The sequence below is a fragment of the Streptomyces sp. B21-083 genome, assembly GCF_036898825.1.
Taxonomy (GTDB): Bacteria; Actinomycetota; Actinomycetes; order Streptomycetales; family Streptomycetaceae; genus Streptomyces.
In genome coordinates this window covers 2,206,201-2,223,424 of sequence record NZ_JARUND010000002.1, presented here as the reverse complement: position 1 = coordinate 2,223,424, position 17,224 = coordinate 2,206,201, and the positions used below count along the sequence as shown (strand labels likewise).

General features: G+C 68.7%; 17 protein-coding genes. 9 read left to right on the top strand and 8 right to left on the bottom strand.

What is annotated here, in order from left to right; translation table 11 throughout:
- Positions 1-7: 7 nt before the first annotated feature.
- On the bottom strand, positions 8-2,269 hold the full coding sequence (locus QA861_RS33920; protein WP_334592481.1) for a glycoside hydrolase family 43 protein: 2,262 nt from the start codon (positions 2,267-2,269) through the stop codon (positions 8-10).
- A gap of 232 nt (positions 2,270-2,501) precedes the next feature.
- Between QA861_RS33920 and QA861_RS33915 the strand changes: the two genes are divergently transcribed.
- The 3 genes from QA861_RS33915 to QA861_RS47460 all read left to right on the top strand — a co-directional run bounded on the left by QA861_RS33915 (position 2,502) and on the right by QA861_RS47460 (position 4,351).
- Positions 2,502-2,702 carry a hypothetical protein gene (locus QA861_RS33915; RefSeq protein ID WP_334592480.1) on the top strand — a complete coding sequence of 67 codons (201 nt, stop codon included), beginning with the start codon at positions 2,502-2,504 and terminating at the stop codon, positions 2,700-2,702.
- 364 nt (positions 2,703-3,066) lie between these two features.
- Entirely contained in the window at positions 3,067-4,167 is a 1,101-nt protein-coding gene (locus QA861_RS33910; RefSeq protein ID WP_503461758.1) for a transposase, read from the top strand.
- Entirely contained in the window at positions 4,106-4,351 is a 246-nt protein-coding gene (locus QA861_RS47460) for a hypothetical protein (protein WP_503461759.1), read from the top strand. The genes QA861_RS33910 and QA861_RS47460 overlap by 62 nt, the downstream gene beginning before the upstream one ends.
- A gap of 472 nt (positions 4,352-4,823) precedes the next feature.
- Here QA861_RS47460 and QA861_RS33905 read toward each other — a convergent pair whose 3' ends face one another.
- Complete coding sequence (locus QA861_RS33905) at positions 4,824-5,684, bottom strand: hypothetical protein (protein ID WP_334592479.1); 861 nt, start codon at positions 5,682-5,684, stop codon at positions 4,824-4,826.
- Entirely contained in the window at positions 5,681-6,247 is a 567-nt protein-coding gene (locus tag QA861_RS33900; RefSeq protein WP_334592478.1) for a SigE family RNA polymerase sigma factor, read from the bottom strand. The genes QA861_RS33905 and QA861_RS33900 overlap by 4 nt, the downstream gene beginning before the upstream one ends.
- 289 nt (positions 6,248-6,536) lie before the next feature.
- Between QA861_RS33900 and QA861_RS33895 the strand changes: the two genes are divergently transcribed.
- Complete coding sequence (locus QA861_RS33895; protein ID WP_334592477.1) at positions 6,537-7,988, top strand: NCS2 family permease; 1,452 nt, start codon at positions 6,537-6,539, stop codon at positions 7,986-7,988.
- Between the two features lie 84 nt (positions 7,989-8,072).
- Here QA861_RS33895 and QA861_RS33890 read toward each other — a convergent pair whose 3' ends face one another.
- From QA861_RS33890 to QA861_RS33880, 3 genes are all read right to left on the bottom strand, one after another.
- Entirely contained in the window at positions 8,073-9,527 is a 1,455-nt protein-coding gene (locus QA861_RS33890; protein ID WP_334592476.1) for a penicillin-binding transpeptidase domain-containing protein, read from the bottom strand.
- Positions 9,528-9,639: 112 nt separating this feature from the next.
- Positions 9,640-10,110 carry a GNAT family N-acetyltransferase gene (locus QA861_RS33885; protein ID WP_334592475.1) on the bottom strand — a complete coding sequence of 157 codons (471 nt, stop codon included), beginning with the start codon at positions 10,108-10,110 and terminating at the stop codon, positions 9,640-9,642.
- Positions 10,111-10,131: 21 nt separating this feature from the next.
- Positions 10,132-10,905, bottom strand: coding sequence for an IclR family transcriptional regulator (locus QA861_RS33880; protein WP_044471856.1), 774 nt, complete (start codon positions 10,903-10,905; stop codon positions 10,132-10,134).
- A 143-nt stretch (positions 10,906-11,048) separates the two neighbouring features.
- Here QA861_RS33880 and QA861_RS33875 point away from each other — a divergent pair, with 143 nt between their 5' ends.
- The 5 genes from QA861_RS33875 (at position 11,049) to QA861_RS33855 (ending at position 15,786) form a co-directional block, all read left to right on the top strand.
- Positions 11,049-12,578 carry an aldehyde dehydrogenase (NADP(+)) gene (locus QA861_RS33875; RefSeq protein WP_334592473.1) on the top strand — a complete coding sequence of 510 codons (1,530 nt, stop codon included), beginning with the start codon at positions 11,049-11,051 and terminating at the stop codon, positions 12,576-12,578.
- 146 nt (positions 12,579-12,724) lie between these two features.
- Positions 12,725-13,333, top strand: coding sequence for a DUF1349 domain-containing protein (locus tag QA861_RS33870; RefSeq protein WP_334592472.1), 609 nt, complete (start codon positions 12,725-12,727; stop codon positions 13,331-13,333).
- Complete coding sequence (locus QA861_RS33865; RefSeq protein WP_334592470.1) at positions 13,333-13,815, top strand: GNAT family N-acetyltransferase; 483 nt, start codon at positions 13,333-13,335, stop codon at positions 13,813-13,815. Before QA861_RS33870 ends, QA861_RS33865 begins: the two co-directional genes overlap by 1 nt.
- A 64-nt stretch (positions 13,816-13,879) precedes the next feature.
- Positions 13,880-14,602 (top strand): DsbA family oxidoreductase, encoded by a 723-nt coding sequence (locus QA861_RS33860; RefSeq protein ID WP_334592469.1) that lies wholly within the window; start codon positions 13,880-13,882, stop codon positions 14,600-14,602.
- 71 nt (positions 14,603-14,673) lie between these two features.
- Complete coding sequence (locus QA861_RS33855) at positions 14,674-15,786, top strand: aminotransferase class V-fold PLP-dependent enzyme (protein ID WP_334592468.1); 1,113 nt, start codon at positions 14,674-14,676, stop codon at positions 15,784-15,786.
- Positions 15,787-15,883: 97 nt separating this feature from the next.
- On the opposite strand, the gene thpD is transcribed toward QA861_RS33855, so the two are convergent.
- Both thpD and QA861_RS33845 read right to left on the bottom strand, forming a co-directional pair.
- Positions 15,884-16,786: an ectoine hydroxylase gene (gene thpD, locus QA861_RS33850; RefSeq protein ID WP_334592467.1), complete on the bottom strand. Its 903-nt coding sequence runs from the start codon at positions 16,784-16,786 to the stop codon at positions 15,884-15,886.
- A 5-nt stretch (positions 16,787-16,791) separates the two neighbouring features.
- Positions 16,792-17,214, bottom strand: coding sequence for an ectoine synthase (locus QA861_RS33845; RefSeq protein ID WP_006375087.1), 423 nt, complete (start codon positions 17,212-17,214; stop codon positions 16,792-16,794).
- Between the last annotated feature and the right edge of the window lie 10 nt (positions 17,215-17,224).

Below are 17,224 nucleotides of genomic sequence, written 5' to 3'. Positions count from 1 at the left end.
TTCTTGACTAGTTCTTGTCGTTCTTGACCGGTCGGATCCCCGCGAGGGTCGGTACCACCGGCTGAATCGAACCGTCCGCTGCGAAGTGCATACGGTCGATGGTGGTTTCACGGTGCATGCCGTCCCCGCCCGCCTTCCCCGGCCCGTTCAGGGCGAACCGGTGATAGACGATGTACCAGTCGTCGGTGCCGGGGACGTTCACCACGGAGTGGTGGCCGGTGGCGAGGATGCCGTACTCGGGACGCTTGGACAGGATCGTCCCCTTCTTGGTCCACGGGCCGAGCGGGGACGGTCCTGTCGCATAGGCGACGTGGTAGTTCTCGCTGCGGGTGTCGTCCTCGGACCACATGAAGTAGTACAGGCCGTTCCGCTTGATCACGAAGGATCCCTCGCGGAAGTTGTCCGGGGTGATGTCCCGCACCTTCGACGCGTCGTACGACACCATGTCGTCGTTCAGCGGCACCACGTAGCCGTGGCCGTTGCCCCAGTAGAGATAAGACGTCCCGTCGTCGTCCGTGAAGACCGCCGGGTCGATCATCTGGCCCTGCAGTGAACCGCCCTTCGCCACCAGGGGCTTGCCGAGAGCGTCCTTGAAGGGACCGGCCGGGGAGTCAGCCACGGCCACACCGATCTGCTGCTCGGCACAGAAGTAGAAGTAGTACTTACCGTCCCGTTCGGCGATAGCGGGCGCCCACGCGTACTTGTCGGCCCACGACACGTCCGCGCCGAGGTCGAGGATGACGCCGTGGTCCTTCCAGTGGACCAGGTCCTTCGACGAGTACGCCTTGAACCGGGTCCCGCTCCAGCCGTTGAAGCCGTCGGTCGTCGGGTAGATCCAGTACTCGCCGTTCAGATAGTGCACGTCCGGGTCGGCGTTGAGGCCGGGCAGCACGGGACTTCCGGTCGGTACCGCCTCGACTGTCCAGGCGCGGGTCGTTCCGTCCGCCGCCCTCACCGTGTACGTCTGCGGCTTGCGGAAGTCGCGCCGGGTACCGGACCTCGGGGTCACCGTGGCGCCCGCGCCCACCGCCAACTCCGGTGCGAGGCGCGTGAGATCGGTGCCCGGCCGCATCGGCAGCACGACCTTCGACGAGGCCTCGGTGACGATCGACCAGCCCTTCTGGCCCTTCGCCGTCACGTCCACGACCGAGGTGGGCGTCGACGGATACGCGGCCAGCAGCCGGTCGTACTCCTTCCGCGTCACCGGAAGCACCGTGCCGTGCCGGGGACTTGCGGGCAGCTGGTAGTTCGTGGACGCGGTCCACTTCCCCGAGTCGAGGTCGGTGGTCTCGAAGGGGACGTAGCCGCGACCGCCGTACTCGTCGATGAACAGGTACCACTTCTCCTCGGTGTTCGACTTGAACACCGTCGGGCCCTCGCCGCGGTCCATCGCACCGCTGCCGATGCAGTCCGCCACCAGGTCGTACTTCGTCGAGGTCAGACTCGTCGACTTCTCGCCGGTGATGAACTTGGCGCAGGGCGAGCTGGAGGCGGGGTCCCGCTCGTCCTTCGTGTAGCGGTAGTAGGTCCCCTTGTGCTCCACGACGGTCGAGTCGATCACCGAGTAACCCGGGTCGTCCCAGACCTTCGCCTCGCTGAAGGTGCGGAAGTCCTTCGTCGTGGCGTACATCATCTTGTTGTACGTCGAGCCGGTGTGCCCGGGGTCGTCGTCGGCGTACAGCTTCGACGCCCAGAAGACGACGTACGAGCCGAGCTTCTTGTCGTAGTAGGCCTCCGGCGCCCAGGTGTTGCCGGCCGTGTCGGGGGACACCTTCGCCAGCCGCTGGTCGGTCCAGTGGACGAGGTCGGTCGACTCCCACACCATGATCGACTTGCTGCCGTGCCGCTGGACGTCGTCCCAACTGCCGCTGCTGTTCCGGTACATGCGCAGGTCGGTGGCGATCATGTAGAACTTGTCGCCCTTGGGGGAGCGGATGACGAACGGGTCGCGCAGCCCCTTCTCCCCGGTGGTGGAGGTCAGGACGGGCTTGCCCGCGTTCAACTCCCGCCAGTGCAGCGGGTCGTCGCCACGACTGAGGGCGTACCGGATCTGTTCACCGTCGGCCGTGCCCTCCCCGGTGAAGTAGGCGAAGAGGTAACCGGCGTACTTCTGCGTCGACTTGGGCCCGGGTATCTGCTCGGGCTTCTGCTGCGTCACGGGTGGGGCTCCTGAGGCGGCGGGGCTGGGCGGGGCGGCGAGCAGGGTGAGGAGCAGGGCCGCCAGGGAGATGAAGGGGAGCAGGAAGGCGCGGGCGAGGTGGGGGCGCATGACACATCCTGTGGGAGTCTGATGGTTTCTGTTGAGTGATCGTCCTCGGAGTCTCGCCAGCGGGGGACAGCGCGTCAATCGGTGCGGACGAGGCCGGTGGGACCGAAAGTTTCGATGGCGACCGTGCTGCGGATCATGGCAACCCTTTTCAGCCGGGCGGCAACAAGGCAGCAGAGCCGGGCTGCGACCCCACCTCATCGGGGCCGCAGCCCGGCTCGCGAGGAACCTCGCGGTGAACAACAGGGGTGGCCAGGCCGAGTTGGGCTCGTCGACCGTCTCGGCCGCCGACAACTGGGACAGCGGCGTCCCGACACCGGCGCTGAGGTCGAAGGACGCGACGACCGCGTACGGCCCCCGCTGGCCGGACGGCTCACTGCCGGCGATCACGTTCCTGACGGTGGCCGCCACGGCCGTCGGGGCCACCACGAACTGACGTACCCCACCCGTCGGATGAGAATGAGCCCCCTGTCGGTCGTCACCGGCAGGGGGCTCTCTGACTGGCCGAGCGGGGCTCAGGCCAGCAGATCCAGGCAGTCGAACGAGGTGCCCGGGCTGAGGAACGCCGTGCCGCTCGAACCACTGACGATGTGGATCTTCAGCAAGGTTCTTGGGAGGAATCGCATCCTGTGGTGGCGACGCGAGGCGTCGCGGTGTCCGGGAGTTCGGGCGCGGAGGGGCCGTCGGGCTGTCCGGCGGAGCCGGGCAATGTCGAACGCGTGGTCGGTGTGTCACTGGATGGTGGGACGCATGTGCGGAAGCTGTCTGTGTGTGCGGGCGGGTGTGTAGGTTCGGGTGTCATGAAGCTGGTGGTGCAGGTCAAGCTGTTGCCGACGCCCGTACAGGCGGCGGCACTTGAGGCGACCCTGCACGCCTGCAACGAGGCCGCGTCCTGGGCGTCCGGGGTCGCGTTCGCCAGGGATGTGAAGCGGAACTTCGCGCTGCGCGAGCACACCTACGCCGAGATCAGGCAGCGGTGGGGCCTGGGGGCGCAGGCCGCCCAGCACACCGTTAAGAAGACCTGTGACGCCTACCGGACGCTGGCGGCGAATCTGAAGGCCGGGAACCTGGGCAGGCCGTGGTCGAAACGGTACCGGCGGGCGGTGGACAAGCCGATCACGTTCCGGCCCGAGGGTGCGCAGCCTTATGACGACCGGATGCTGTCCTGGCAGATCACCGACCGGACCGTCTCCCTGTGGACCCTGTCCGGGCGGATGAAGCAGGTGGCGTTCACCGCCTCTCCGGAGCAGCTGGCTCGCCTGGCCCTGTACCGCAAGGGCGAGTCCGACCTCGTCGCGAGGGACGGCATGTGGTTCCTGCAGGCCACCTGCGAGATCCCCGAAGCACCCCTGAACACCGATCCGGTGGCCTTTCTCGGCATCGACCTGGGCATCGTGAACATCGCCACCACGAGCGACGGTCAGATCATGGCCGGGCGTGAACTCAACCGGGGACGGCTGCGGGAACGCACCCTGCGCACCAAGCTGCAGAAGAAGAACACCCCCTCCGCCAAGCGCCGTCTGAAGAAACGCAGGCGCAAGGAGGCGCGGCGGGCGGAGGACATCAACCACAAGATCGCGAAGCATGTGGTGGCCGAGACTGAACGCACCGGTCGCGGAATCGCCCTGGAAGACCTGGGCGGGATCCGTGAACGGGTACGGCTTCGCAAGCCTGGGGGCACCTCCCACGCCCTTAAGGCAGTGGGGGAGGGCCACCCACTCCAGCTGGTCCTTCGCCCAGCTGGGGCAGTTCATCGCGTACAAGGCCAAGAAGGCCGGGGTGCCGGTGGTGTACGTCGATCCGGCGTACACCTCCCGCACCTGAGCCGAGTGCGGCCACATCGACAAGGCGAACCGGGTCTCCCAGGCCCGGTTCGCTTGCCGGTCCTGCGGATTCGTTGATCACGCGGACCGCAACGGCTCCCGCAACATCCGCGCCCGCGCGGAAGAGTTGTGGCGACGCGGGGCGCAGTCAACCGCCCCAGACCCACCCCCGACACCCGAGGGCGGGACCGGACGCAAGCGCAGCACCACACCCAGTGGCGCCCGCTGTGCAAGCCCGGGACTTCAGTCCCGGGTACGTTGACTACGTTGTACTGCCCCGCGTCCGTCCTCCACGCACTGGAAGGGACGTTGTACGTCAACGTACGGTTGTTCCCCCAGCACGCCCCCGCGGTAAGGGAGCGCGTCGAGGGCTGTGTGGACGCCAAGGGGACGACAGTAGGCCGCTGCCGCTGCCGCTGCCGCTGCCGGTGGCGACTGCGGCGCCCGTCCCGGCAACGGCTGAAGCGGCCAACAGCCTGCGGCGACTGAGGTTTCTCGTGTGCGTGCTCAAGGCTGACGGCCCTGTCGTGCTTGATGATTCACTTGCGTGTACGTGATGTCAGATGGCCAGAAATCGCAGGTGGGTCCGTGCAGGCCGCTGCCGATTTTGGACGATTCCCTCCCCTGGAGCCATTTCCGTGGCTGACGAGGAGATGCGTGCGTCTCCTGGTCGCCACCCGGACGGAAAGGGTTGCCGAGTCCGGCGAGATTTCTTTACGAGCCGCTGCCCGGCTTCACGAATCGCCGTCGTCGGACGAGTCGTGGTCGTCCTGGCCCGCGAAGTCGCCCTTCACGGCGAGCTGTCCGCCCGCTGCTTCGCCCGTCACCGTGTACGTGTCGTCCTTCGCGTCCCGGCCGCCGCGTGTGTGGTTGTACTGACCGGCGAAGACCCACTCGCCCGGCAAGACCTTGTGGCCGTCCTTGAGCACCCACGTGTAGACCAGGAAGCCGTCGCGCTCGGTCACCGTCAGGTCGAAGTCGTCCTCAGGCGCCGACCGCCAGGCGCCCGTGGAGGCGATCCCGCCGGTCTGGGCGATCTTCAACTCGACGGTGAGAGCGGTGAGCTGTCCGGAGGTCTTGATGGTGACGTCGCTCTGCGCCCAGAATTCATTGCTGTGCGGATCGACCGAGCCGTCCGACCACAGCGGCCCGTCCTCGGCGCCCTTCGCGGCCGGCGCCGTGTTCGAGGCCTTCGGCGTCGGGATGGGCGTCGAACTCGGCTTGTCTTCGTGGGTGTTGCCGCTGGACGGCTCGGGGGCCGGCTGGATCGGTGCACGGCTGGTCGCGTCCGGGGACGGGGTCGGCATCGGCGAGACCGAGACGGTCGGGTCGGCCGATGTCTCGTCGCTCTTCACCACGGAGGCCAGCGCGTATCCGCCCATCGCGAGGATCCCGGAGACGGCGGCGGTCGCACCCACGACCCGGGCCCAGGCCAGCAGCGGCGGACGCGTCGCCCGGCGCCGCGAGCGACGCTTCTCCTCGGGACCGGCGGCCATGCCGCGCTCGACCCGCGCGAGGATGCGCGCGCGGTCGGGCTCGTATGCCTCGGCCGTCTCACGCAGCCCGGCACGCAGCTCGTCGTGCGGCGTCCTCATCGGTTCGTCCCTCCCGTTCCACCGGTGGTGCGCACAGGGGTACGCATTCGAAGCGGGGCCTCGTCGGTGCCAAGGAGCCGCTGCAGTTCGGCCATTCCCTTGGACGTCTGGCTCTTCACCGTACCGACAGTAACTCCCAGGGCGAGCGCGGTGTCCTTCTCCGAGAGGTCGAAGGCGTGCCGGAGCACCACACACGCCCGCTTGCGGAACGGCAGTCTGCGCAGGGCGGTCTGGACATCGATGATGCCGGGTATGTCGGGATTCTCGGTCTTCTCGTCCCGCTGGGACCAGAAGAGGGTGATGCGTCGGCGCTCCCGGACCGCGCTGCGGATACGGGTCTTGGCCAGGTTGGCGACCACACCGCGCGCGTACGCCACCGGATGATCGGCGGCCCGCACCCGGTCCCAGCGGTGCCACAGCGCGAGCAGCGCGTCCGCGGCCAGGTCGTCGGCGGCGTCCGCCTCGCCCGTCAGCAGGTGGGCCAGGCGCGCGAGTTCGGCGTAGTGCCGCTCGAAGAAGGCATGGAACTCCACGGAGGCTGCGTCGTCGACGGCAGTGCCCACGGGCGACCTCTCCCCCTTTGGTTTCGCTGAGTTCTTCCAGGCCGGCGGCGGCTGCCGGGCGAACCCGGGCGGCCCCGCGTATACGGCCGCTGTGGTGCGCCGGTGAAGAGACGGTGATCGTTTGGCGCGAGAGCCGAGAGAGTATCAGGCGTGCGTAAGGACCTTCGAGTGCCGTACAACAGGTCGATCCTGATTCCGTAACACGGAGAAAACCTGAGAACGGTTCAACACGTGAACAATCCAGCCAGCATCCGCACACAGATCAACAAGGCAACGAGGAGTAACCGCCATGTCCGAACCACAGAAGGTGGCTGACCGGCCGAAGGGCGCGCCCCCCGCGGCGAACAGCGTCGACGGCTTCTTCAAGATCTCCGAGCGGGGATCCACCTTCGCTCGCGAAGTACGGGGCGGCTTCGCCACGTTCTTCACGATGGCCTACATCCTTGTCCTGAATCCCATCATCCTGGGCAGCGCCAAGGACAAGTTCGGCCACCAGCTCGACAGCGTCCAACTCGTCACCGCCACCGCCCTGGTGGCCGCGGTGATGACGATCATCATGGGCGTCGGCGGCAACCTCCCCCTCGCACTCGCCGCGGGCCTCGGCCTCAACGCGGTGGTCGCCTTCCAGATCGCCCCGCTGATGAGCTGGGACGACGCGATGGGTCTGGTCGTCCTGGAAGGCCTGCTGATCTGCGTCCTCGTGGTGACCGGCCTCAGAGAAGCGATCATGCACGCCATTCCGGCGCCGCTCAAGGCGGCGATCGGCGTGGGCATAGGCCTGTTCATCGCCTTCATCGGCTTCGTCGACGCCGGCTTCGTCAGCCGTATCCCGGACGCCGCGAACACCACGGTCCCGGTGCAGCTCGGCGGGACCGGCACGCTCAGCGGCTGGCCGATCGTCGTCTTCTGTCTCGGCGTCCTGCTGACCATCGGCCTGCTCGCGCGCAAGGTGCGGGGCGCGATCCTGATCAGCATCGTCACGATGACGTTCCTCGCGCTCATCATCAACTCGGTGGCCGACGTCAAGAGCTGGGGCCTGACCACACCGGCCTGGCCCGACAAGATCGCGGACACCCCCGACTTCGGGCTGATCGGCCACTTCAGCCTGTTCGGCGCGTTCGGCGAGACCACGGTGATCACCGTCGTCCTGCTGATCTTCACGCTGATCCTTTCGGACTTCTTCGACACCATGGGCACCGTCGTCGGCATCACCGCCGAGGCCGGCCTCCTGGACGAGGAGGGCAAGGTCCCGAACCTCGGCCGGGTGCTGCTCATCGACGGCGCGGCGGCGGTGGCGGGCGGCGCGAGCTCCTCGTCCTCGGCGACCTCGTTCATCGAGTCGGCGGCGGGTGTCGGCGAGGGCGCGCGCACCGGCTTCGCCAACCTGGTCACCGGCGGCCTGTTCGCCTGCGCGCTCTTCCTGACGCCGATCCTGACCATCGTTCCGATGCAGGCCGCCGCCCCGGCCCTGGTCGCGGTGGGCTTCCTGATGATGACCCAGGTCAAGCACATCGACTGGGACAAGTACGAGATCGCCATCCCCGCGTTCCTGACGATCGCCGTGATGCCGTTCACGTACTCCATCACCAACGGCATCGGCGCCGGCTTCCTGGCCTACGTCCTCATCAAGGCGGTCCTCGGCAAGGCGAAGGAGGTCCACTGGCTCCTGTGGGCCACGAGCGCCCTGTTCCTGATCTACTTCGCGATCGACCCGATTCAGCAGCTCTTCGGTACGAAGTAGTCGCCGGACCAGGTGACCCCGCGCCCTTGATCAGGGGCGCGGGGAACTGCGCGAAAAACCACGACGGCGCCGCACCCGAAGAACTCACGAAGCCAGCGCAGCAACCATCATCGCCTTGGCCACAGGCGCCGCCAACCCGTTCCCGCTCACCTCGGACCGAGCCGCCCCCGACTGCTCGACCAGCACCGTCACGGCAACCTCCTTCCCGTTGGACCGGGACTTCGCGTACGACGTGAACCATGCATACGGCGTCTTGCTGTTGTTCTCCCCGTGCTGAGCCGTCCCCGTCTTACCCCCCACCGTCGCACCGGAAATCCGCGCGTTCGTCCCCGTACCGTCGGAGACCACCGTCTGCATGGCCGACTGCAACTGCTCGGCCGTCCGCGAGCTGACGATCTCCTTCGTCGACGCCTCGCTGTCGTAGTCCTCCAGCACATCCCCGTCCGAGTTCGTGACCTGCGACACCATGTGCGGCGAGACCAGCTTGCCGCCGTCGGCTATCGCCGCGGACACCATGGCCATCTGCAACGGCGTCGCCGTGACGTCGAACTGCCCGATGCCCGTCAGGCCGGTCTGCGACTTCTCCATGTCCGACGGGTACACGCTCGGATACGCCCGCACCGGCACGTCCTGCTTCTCGTCGTTGAAGCCGAACTTCTCCGCCATCGCCCTGACCTTGTCCTGTCCGAGGTCGACGGCCATCTTCGCGAAGACGTTGTTGCAGGAGTACTGCAGCGCGACCCGGATCGTGGCGTTCGCACAGGGCGCGTCCGGGTTCTCGTTCGACAGCCCACGGGTCGTACCCGGCAACGTGTACGGGTCCGGGCTGGCCGTACGCTCGTCCACCGACCCGTACAGCCCGTCCTCCAGAGCCGCCGCCGCGACCACCAGCTTGAACGTCGAACCCGGCGGCAGCGGCTGCCGTATCGCCCGGTTGACCAGCGGTTTGTCGGGGTCCTCGTTGAGCTTGGTCCAGGTGTCGCCGTCGTTCGCCCCGGTGATCGACGAGGGGTCGTACGACGGCGTCGAGACCATGGCGAGGATCCTGCCGGTCTTCGGGTCGATGGCGACCGCGGCGCCCTTCTTGTCGCCCAGCGCCGCGTACGCCGCCTTCTGGACGTCCGGGTCGATCGTCGTGATCACGTTCCCCGGGGCGGCGTGCTCCCTGGTGACCGTGTCCATGACGGTCGTGAGTCTGCTGTCCGAGCCGTCGAGCACGTCCTTGTAGATGCCCTCCAGCTGCGTCGGCGTGAACAGCGGCGTGCTGTACCCGGTCACGGCCGCGTAGAGGCTGCCGTCCGTGTACGTCCGCCGGTACTTGAGATCCCCGCTGCTCGTCTCCTTCGAGCCGGTGACCGACTCGCCGGCCACGATGATGTTCCCGAGCGGGTTCGCGTACAACGCGATCGCGTTCCGTCGGTTCAAGCTGTCGTCCGCGAGCGCCTTCGCGTCGTAGAACTGCACCCATGTCGCCCTGACCAGCAGAGAGAGCACGAGCAGCAGTGTGAAGACCGAGGCGCTCCTGATCGTCTTGTTCATCCCGTCCGAAGACGAGCGGCACCGGACGGAACGTTCCCCTCCGCCTGATTTCTCATGGCACATTCAGGAAACGCGGGAGCCTGTAAGGGACACCTGTGCCGTCGTACGAGGGTCAGGCGTCCAGCGTCAGCACGACCTCGTCGATCTCCGCGTCCCGTGCCTGGGCGAACCCCCGGTCGTGCCCGGACACGCGGAAACCGCACTTCTCCAGGACCCGCAGTGAGCCCGTGTTGTCGGCGGCTGCACGCGCGTGCAGTGGGCGGTCCGGGACCTCGGCGACGAGAGCCCGCAGGGCGGCCGTCGCGATACCCCGGCCCCAGTAGGAGCGGTCGATCCAGTACGTCACCTCGCGGGCGCCCAGCTCGCCGTACACCGCCGCGCTGCCCACCACGTCACCGTCGACCAGGACCGTGCGCAGCACGTTCGACGAGGCGCGGATCCGCTCCCAGTGGGCGTCGAAGGCGGCCCGGTCGGTCGGGTCCTTCGCCGTGAACGCGGCCATCCGCAGCGACTCCGGGTCGTTCGTCTGCCGGAAGAAGACCGGCAGGTCACTGTCGTGGACCTCGCGGAGAACGACGTCCATGGATGCCGAATACCTCATCGCTCAGAGCCTCCTGGTGGCCAGCGTCAGTCGGTCGCGCGCGTCGAACAGGGCGTCCTTGACCATCTGTTCGTGGGCCGGGGTGAGCCGGGCGACCGGCACCGAGCAGCTGATCGCGTCCCGCGCGGGGGTGCGGTACGGGACCGCGACGCCGAAGCAGCGCAGCCCCAGCGTGTTCTCCTCACGGTCCACCGCGAAGCCCTGCTCGCGCACCAGGCGCAGCTCCTCGATGAGCTTCTCCCGGTCGGTGATCGTGTGCTCGGTCAGCGCGGGCAGCGTCTCCGGGAGCAGTTTGCGGACCTGCTCGTCGGTGTGGGTGGCCAGCAGCGCCTTGCCGAGGGAGGTCGAGTGGGCAGGCAGCCGGCGGCCGACCCGGGTGAAGGGCCGCAGGTAGTGCTGCGACTGACGGGTGGCGAGGTAGACGACGTTCGTGCCGTCGAGCCGGGCGAGGTGGATGGTCTCCGTCGTGTCGTCGGAGAGCCGGTCGAGGGTCGGACGGGCCACCGCGACCACCTCGTCACCGTCGATGTACGAGGTGCCGACCAGCAGCGCCCGGACGCCGATGCCGTATCGCGTGCCCGTGGCGTCCGTCTCCACCCAGCCGAGGTCGACAAGGGTGCGCAGGAGCATGTAAAGACTGGACTTGGGATAACCGACGGCCTCCTGGACCGACGCCAGCGAGTGCATGCCGGGACGTCCGGCGAAGTATTCCAGCAGTTCAACGGTCCGTACCGCGGACTTGACCTGCGCTCCGCCGCCTGTCTCAGCTGCCGACATCGACCTTGACCCCTTCGTTCGACGGGAAATAGTCTCCAACAGTTATTCATCATCAGAGACGGCGTTCAGCATATCGAACGCACCTGGTGGATGACGCAAAATCTAAGCACCACAAATGGCAACACAATCTGGAGGGACCCCCGGTGGCAGCAGCACCAGTCTGGAGTGTCGACCCCCGTACCGGGAAGCAGCGGGAGCAGGTCGCGGTCGAGGCCACAGCGCAGGAGGTGGACGCCGCCGTCCGCGCGGCGCACGCCGCCCGCCCGGCCCTCGTCGACCGCACCGTCCGCGCGGCCTTCCTGCGCAGCGCCGCCGAGCAGCTCGAAGCGGCCAAGGAACAGCTCATCGAGGTCGCCGACGCGGAGACCGCGCTCGGCCCGGTCCGGCTGACCGGCGAACTCGCCCGCACCTGCTACCAGCTGCGGGCCTTCGCGGACATCGTCGACGAGGGCGCCTTCCTCGACGTCGTCATCAACCACCCCGACGACACCGCGACCCCGCCGATCCCGGACCTGCGTCGTTACAAGATCCCGCTGGGTGTCGTGGCCGTCTACTCGGCGTCCAACTTCCCCTTCGCCTTCTCCGTCCCCGGCGGCGACACCGCGAGCGCGCTCGCGGCCGGCTGTCCGGTGGTCGTCAAGTCGCACCCGGACCACCCGGGCCTGTCCGAGCTGGTCGCGTCCGTCCTGCGCCGGGCCGCGGCCCAGCACGACATCCCCGAGGGCGTCGTCGGCCTGGTCCACGGCTTCGAGGCGGGCGTCGAGCTGGTCAAGCACCCGCTGGTCGCGGCGGCCGGGTTCACCGGTTCCGTACGAGGCGGCCGTGCCCTCTTCGACGCGGCGGCGGCTCGTCCGGTCCCGATCCCGTTCCACGGCGAACTGGGCTCCCTGAACCCGGTGGTGATCACGGAGGCGGCGGCGAACGAGCGCGCCGAGGCGATCGGTACGGGGCTCGCGGGCTCCATGACCCTGGGCGTCGGCCAGTTCTGCGTCAAGCCCGGCCTGGTGCTGGCGCCGGCCGGTGCGGCGGGCGACCGCCTGCTGAAGTCCCTGACGGACGCGGTCAGCGACACCAACGCCGGTGTCCTCTTGGACCACCGGATGCGCGACAACTTCGTCGCCGGGGTCGCGGAGCGCGCCGAGCTGCCCGAGGTCGAGACCCCGGTGACGCCGGGCGCGGGCGGCGACCACACGGTCAGTGCCGGGTTCCTCACGGTGGCGGCCGACAAGCTGGCGTCGGAGGGGGCGTACGACCTGCTCCTGGAGGAGTGCTTCGGGCCGGTCACCGTCGTGGCCCGCTACGCGGACGAGGCCGAGGCGAACTCCGTTCTCTCCCGGCTCCCTGGAAACCTGACGGCGACGGTCCACCTGTCGGCGGAGGAGGCCGCGGGGGAGGGTCGCGGGGCCGAGATCCTGGCCGAGCTGACGCCGCTGGCCGGACGTGTGCTGGTCAACGCGTGGCCGACCGGGGTCGCTGTGGCCGCGGCCCAGCATCACGGAGGGCCGTACCCGGCCACGACGTCCACGTCGACGTCCGTGGGCGGTACGGCTGTCGAGCGCTGGCTGCGGCCGGTGGCCTATCAGAACACGCCCGCCGCTCTGCTGCCGGTCGAGCTGCGGGACGAGAACGAGCTGGGGCTGCCCCGGCGGTTCAACGGGCACCTGGAGCGCTGACGCTCCGCTGGTAAGCGCCGTTGGGGTGCGGTTGACTGCGCGTCCGCAGGCTCGTCGTGGCTTGTCGCGCCCCGCGGCGGAGCCGTATAACGACACAGCCCCGCGCCCCTGTCGGGGCGGCCGTTCCGTCCTGCGATAATCAGGCAATGGACTTGGAGCTTTCCCCGCTGCCCTTTCCCCTCCGTACTTACGGGCCCGATGGGCACTGGTCCTTCGAGGACGGGGTGCTCACCGGGTGGGCCGGGCCCCGGCAGGACCGGTTCGTCCCGCCGACCGGGGAGTCGCTGGATCCCGCCGCCGACGCACCGCGTCTTCTCGGCGCACCCCACGGTGAGTTCCAGCTGATCGCCCGGGTCACCGTCGGGTTCGGGGCGGCCTTCGATGCCGGGGTGCTCTATGTCCACGTCGGTGAACGGGCCTGGGCCAAGCTCTGCCTGGAGTACTCCCCGGATGTGCCCACCGTCTGCACGGTCGTCACCCGGGGACACTCCGACGACGCCAACTCCTTCACCGTGGACGGCAGTTCGGTCTGGCTCCGGATCAGCCGCACCGGCCGGGCCTTCGCCTTCCACGCCTCGCGCGACGGTAGGAAATGGACCTTCGTCCGCCTGTTCACCCTGGGCGACGAGAAGGAGGCGGACGCGGCCCTGGTCGGCTTCATGACCCAGTCACCGATGGGTGAGGGCTGCGTCGTCACGTACGACCACATCGAGTTCCGCCCGGAATGGCCCAAGGACCTGCGGGACGGCAGCTGATGCGGGTGATCCGGGCCGCGCTGCCCGCCGAGGCAGCCGCCGTCACGGAGCTTCACCTGCGCGCACGGGCGACGTACTACCCGGACGGTCTGCCGGACGCCGACCGTGACTGGGTCGGCTCCTGGCGGACCAGCATCGAGCGCCCCGACGCGCATGTCCTGTGCGTCGTCGAACAGGACCAGATCATCGGCGTCGCCTCCTTCCGCAGGGCCGACGGCGCCCCCGAGGACACGGTCAAGCTCTTCCAGTTCCACGTCGACCCCGACCGCTGGCGCGCCCGCATCGGCACCGACCTGCACGCCGCCTGCGTCGAGCGCTGGCAGGCCGACGGAAAGCGGACCGCCACCCTCGACGTGCACATCGACAACCAGCGCGCCCAGGCCTTCTACCGCCGTCTGGGGTGGGTCCCGGACCCGGAGCACCCGCCCGCCGAGGACGATCACCATCTCTTTCTGCGGTACGGACTCCGCGGCGCGGAATGAAACCAGCCGTTTGAACGTTCACATAATCCCGTACCCGTTCGTTCGAGCTGGAGAGACCGAAGACATGCGCGTCGAGATCTGGACCGACATCGCCTGCCCCTGGTGCTACGTCGGCGCAACCCGCTTCGACAAGGCGCTGGCCGCCTTCCCGCACCGTGACGGCGTCGAGGTGGTGCACCGGTCCTTCGAGCTGGACCCGGGGCGCGCCAAGGACGACATCCAGCCCGTCCTCACGATGCTCACCAAGAAGTACGGCATGAGCGAGGCGCAGGCGCAGGCCGGTGAGGAGAACCTGGGGGCGCAGGCCGCCGCCGAGGGCCTTGCGTACCGCACCCGGGACCGTGACCACGGCAGCACCTTCGACATGCACCGGCTGCTCCACCTCGCCAAGGACAAGGGACTGCAGGAGGAGCTGATCGGGCTCTTCTACCGGGCCAACTTCGCCGAGGAGCGGTCCGTCTTCGGTGACGACGAGCGGCTCGTGGAGCTGGCCGTCGCCGCCGGCCTCGACGCCGACGACGCCCGGGGCGTACTCGCCGACCCGGACGCGTACGCCGACGCCGTGCGCGCCGACGAGCGCGAGGCCGCCGAACTGGGCGCCAACGGAGTGCCGTTCTTCGTCCTCGACCGGAAGTACGGCGTCTCCGGCGCCCAGCCCGCCGAGGTCTTCGCCCAGGCGCTCACCCAGGCATGGGGCGAACGGCCCGCCCCCCTCAAGATCGTCCAGGCGGACGGCGACAGCGCCGAGATCTGCGGGCCCGACGGGTGTGCCGTACCCCAGCAGTGACGCTGGGCGGAAAACCGCAGCTCAGGGCCTACGTATAAGCAGTCCTTCGGAGTGTCCTGCAGAAATCGGCAATGGACGAGGAGATCTTCGGGCCGCACAGTGGTCCCATGGAGACCTCCGCGAAAGCCTCGCCGTCCGAGAACCTCCGCAACCTCGTCCGTGCCGAGTTCGCTCCGAAGAACACCTATCTGAACACAGCGAGCACCGGGCTCCTCCCGGCCCGTGCCGTGGCCGCCATGCGCGACGCCGTGCAGTCCGTGGCCGACGGGCAGCCGCAGGACATGTTCGCCGACGTGGAGGCCTCGCGCTCCGCCTTCGCGCGGCTCGTCGGGGTGTCCGACCGCAGGGTCGCGGCCGGGGCCTCCGTCGCCGTCTACAGCGGGCTGATCGCCGCCTCGCTGCCCGCCGGCGCCGAAGTCCTCACCGCCGAGGACGACTTCACCTCCGTCCTCAACCCGTTCCACGTACGAGGGGACCTGAAGGTACGCGCCGTGCCGCTGGAGCGGATCCCCGAGTCCGTCCGGCCCGGCACCGCCCTCGTCGCCGTCAGCGCCGCGCAGTCCGCCGACGGACGGATCGTCGACCTGGCCGCGCTGCGCGAGGCCGCCCGCGCGCACGGCACCCGTACGTACGTCGACGCCTCCCAGGCCACCGGCTGGCTGCCCGTCGACGCGGACGCCTACGACTACGTCTCCTCCGTCGCCTTCAAGTGGCTCGTCTGCCCGCGCGGCGTGGCCTTCCTCGTCGTACCCGAGGACCTGGGCGGGCTGACGCCCGTGTTCGCGGGCTGGGTCGCGGGGGAGGAGCCCTGGGACAGCTGCTACGGCCCGGTGCGTGAACTCGCCCACTCCGCACGGCGGTTCGACGAGAGCCCGAGCCTGTTCTCCTACGCCGGCGCCCGCCACTCCCTCGCCCTGATCGAGGAGTTGGGCGTCGACACCGTACGCGCCCACGACCTCGCGCTCGCCGACCGGTTCCGCGCCGGACTCGACCGACTGGGACACCAGCCCGTACCGGCGCCCGGCTCGGCCATCGTCTCCGTCCCCCAACTCGGGCACCGACAGGCCGAGTTGAGCCGCGCCGGGGTCGAGGTCTCCGACCGGGCCGGAAATCTGCGCGCGGCCTTCCACCTCTACAACACGACGTCGGACGTCGACCGACTCCTGGACGTCCTGTCCGCCTGAAGCCCACGAGACCGCCCGCCGACACGGAACTCCGCGTCGGCGGGCGGTCCGGGTTCGCACCGTCGTGACTCGGCGAGTCACCTCACCGGAAGAGCGGTCATCGCACCGGCGTGAAGTCCCTGGCCCCGATGAACTCCGGCCTGCGTACCGGCGCCGCGAACGGCTCCACCGCGCTGTTCTCCACGCTGTTGAACACGATGAACACGTTGCTGCGCGGGTACGGGGTGATGTTGTCCCCGGAGCCGTGCATGCAGTTGCAGTCGAACCAGGTCGCCGAACCTGCCCGGCCCGTGAACAACTTGATGCCGTGCTCGTCGGCGAGCGAGGTCAGGGCCTCGTCGGACGGGGTGCCCGCGTCCTGCATCTGCAGCGACTTCTTGTAGTTGTCCTCGGGCGTCGCCCCCGCACAGCCGAGGAACGTACGGTGCGAGCCCGGCATGATCATGAGGCCGCCGTTGGTGTCGAGGTTCTCGGTCAGCGCGATCGAGACGGACACCGTCCGCATGTTCGGCAGACCGTCCTCCGCGTGCCAGGTCTCGAAGTCGGAGTGCCAGTAGAAGCCACCCGCCCCGAACCCCGGCTTGACGTTGATCCGCGACTGGTGGACGTACACGTCGGAGCCGAGGAGCTGCCGGGCCCGTCCGACGACCCGCTCGTCCCGCACGAGCCGGTCGAACACCTCGCTCATCCGGTGCACCTCGAAGACCGACCGGATCTCCTTCGACTTCGGCTCGATGATCGACCGCTCGTCGGCCCGGACGGCCGGATCGGCGATCAGCCGCTCCAACTCGGCCCGGTAGAGCGGGACCTCGTCGTCATCGAGGAGCCGGTCGAGCGCCCGGAAGCCATCACGCTCGTACGCCATGAGGTCGGCCGCGGTGAACGGTCCGGGTGTGTCCGGCGCACCCCAGAGGACCGGGTCCTGACGGGGGACGGACACCTCGGCGGCGCCACGGGTGGGGTACAGGTCGGTGAGAGTGGACGTGGACGTGGGTGCCATGGGTGTCAGACCTCCTCGGAGTCGGGGGTGAAGTCGGGTTCCGTCAGCAGGGGATAGACGCCGTTCTCGTCGTGGTCCTCGCGGCCGGTCACGGGCGGGTTGAAGACGCACAGGCAGCGGAAGTCCTCCTTGATCCGCATCGTGTGCCGCTCGTGGCCGTCGAGGAGGTACATGGTGCCGGGGGTGATCGTGTACGTCCGCCCGGTCTCGTCGTCGGTCAGCAGGGCCTCGCCCTCGACGCACACGACTGCCTCGACATGGTTCGCGTACCACATCGACGTCTTCGTGCCCGCGTACAGAACGGTCTCGTGGAGCGAGAAGCCCACCCGCTCCTTGGCGAGGACGATGCGTTTGCTCTCCCAGGTACCGGACTCCGCCTTCACATGCCGGTCGGTGCCTTCGATGTCCTTGAACGAACGGACGATCACAGCGCTCAAC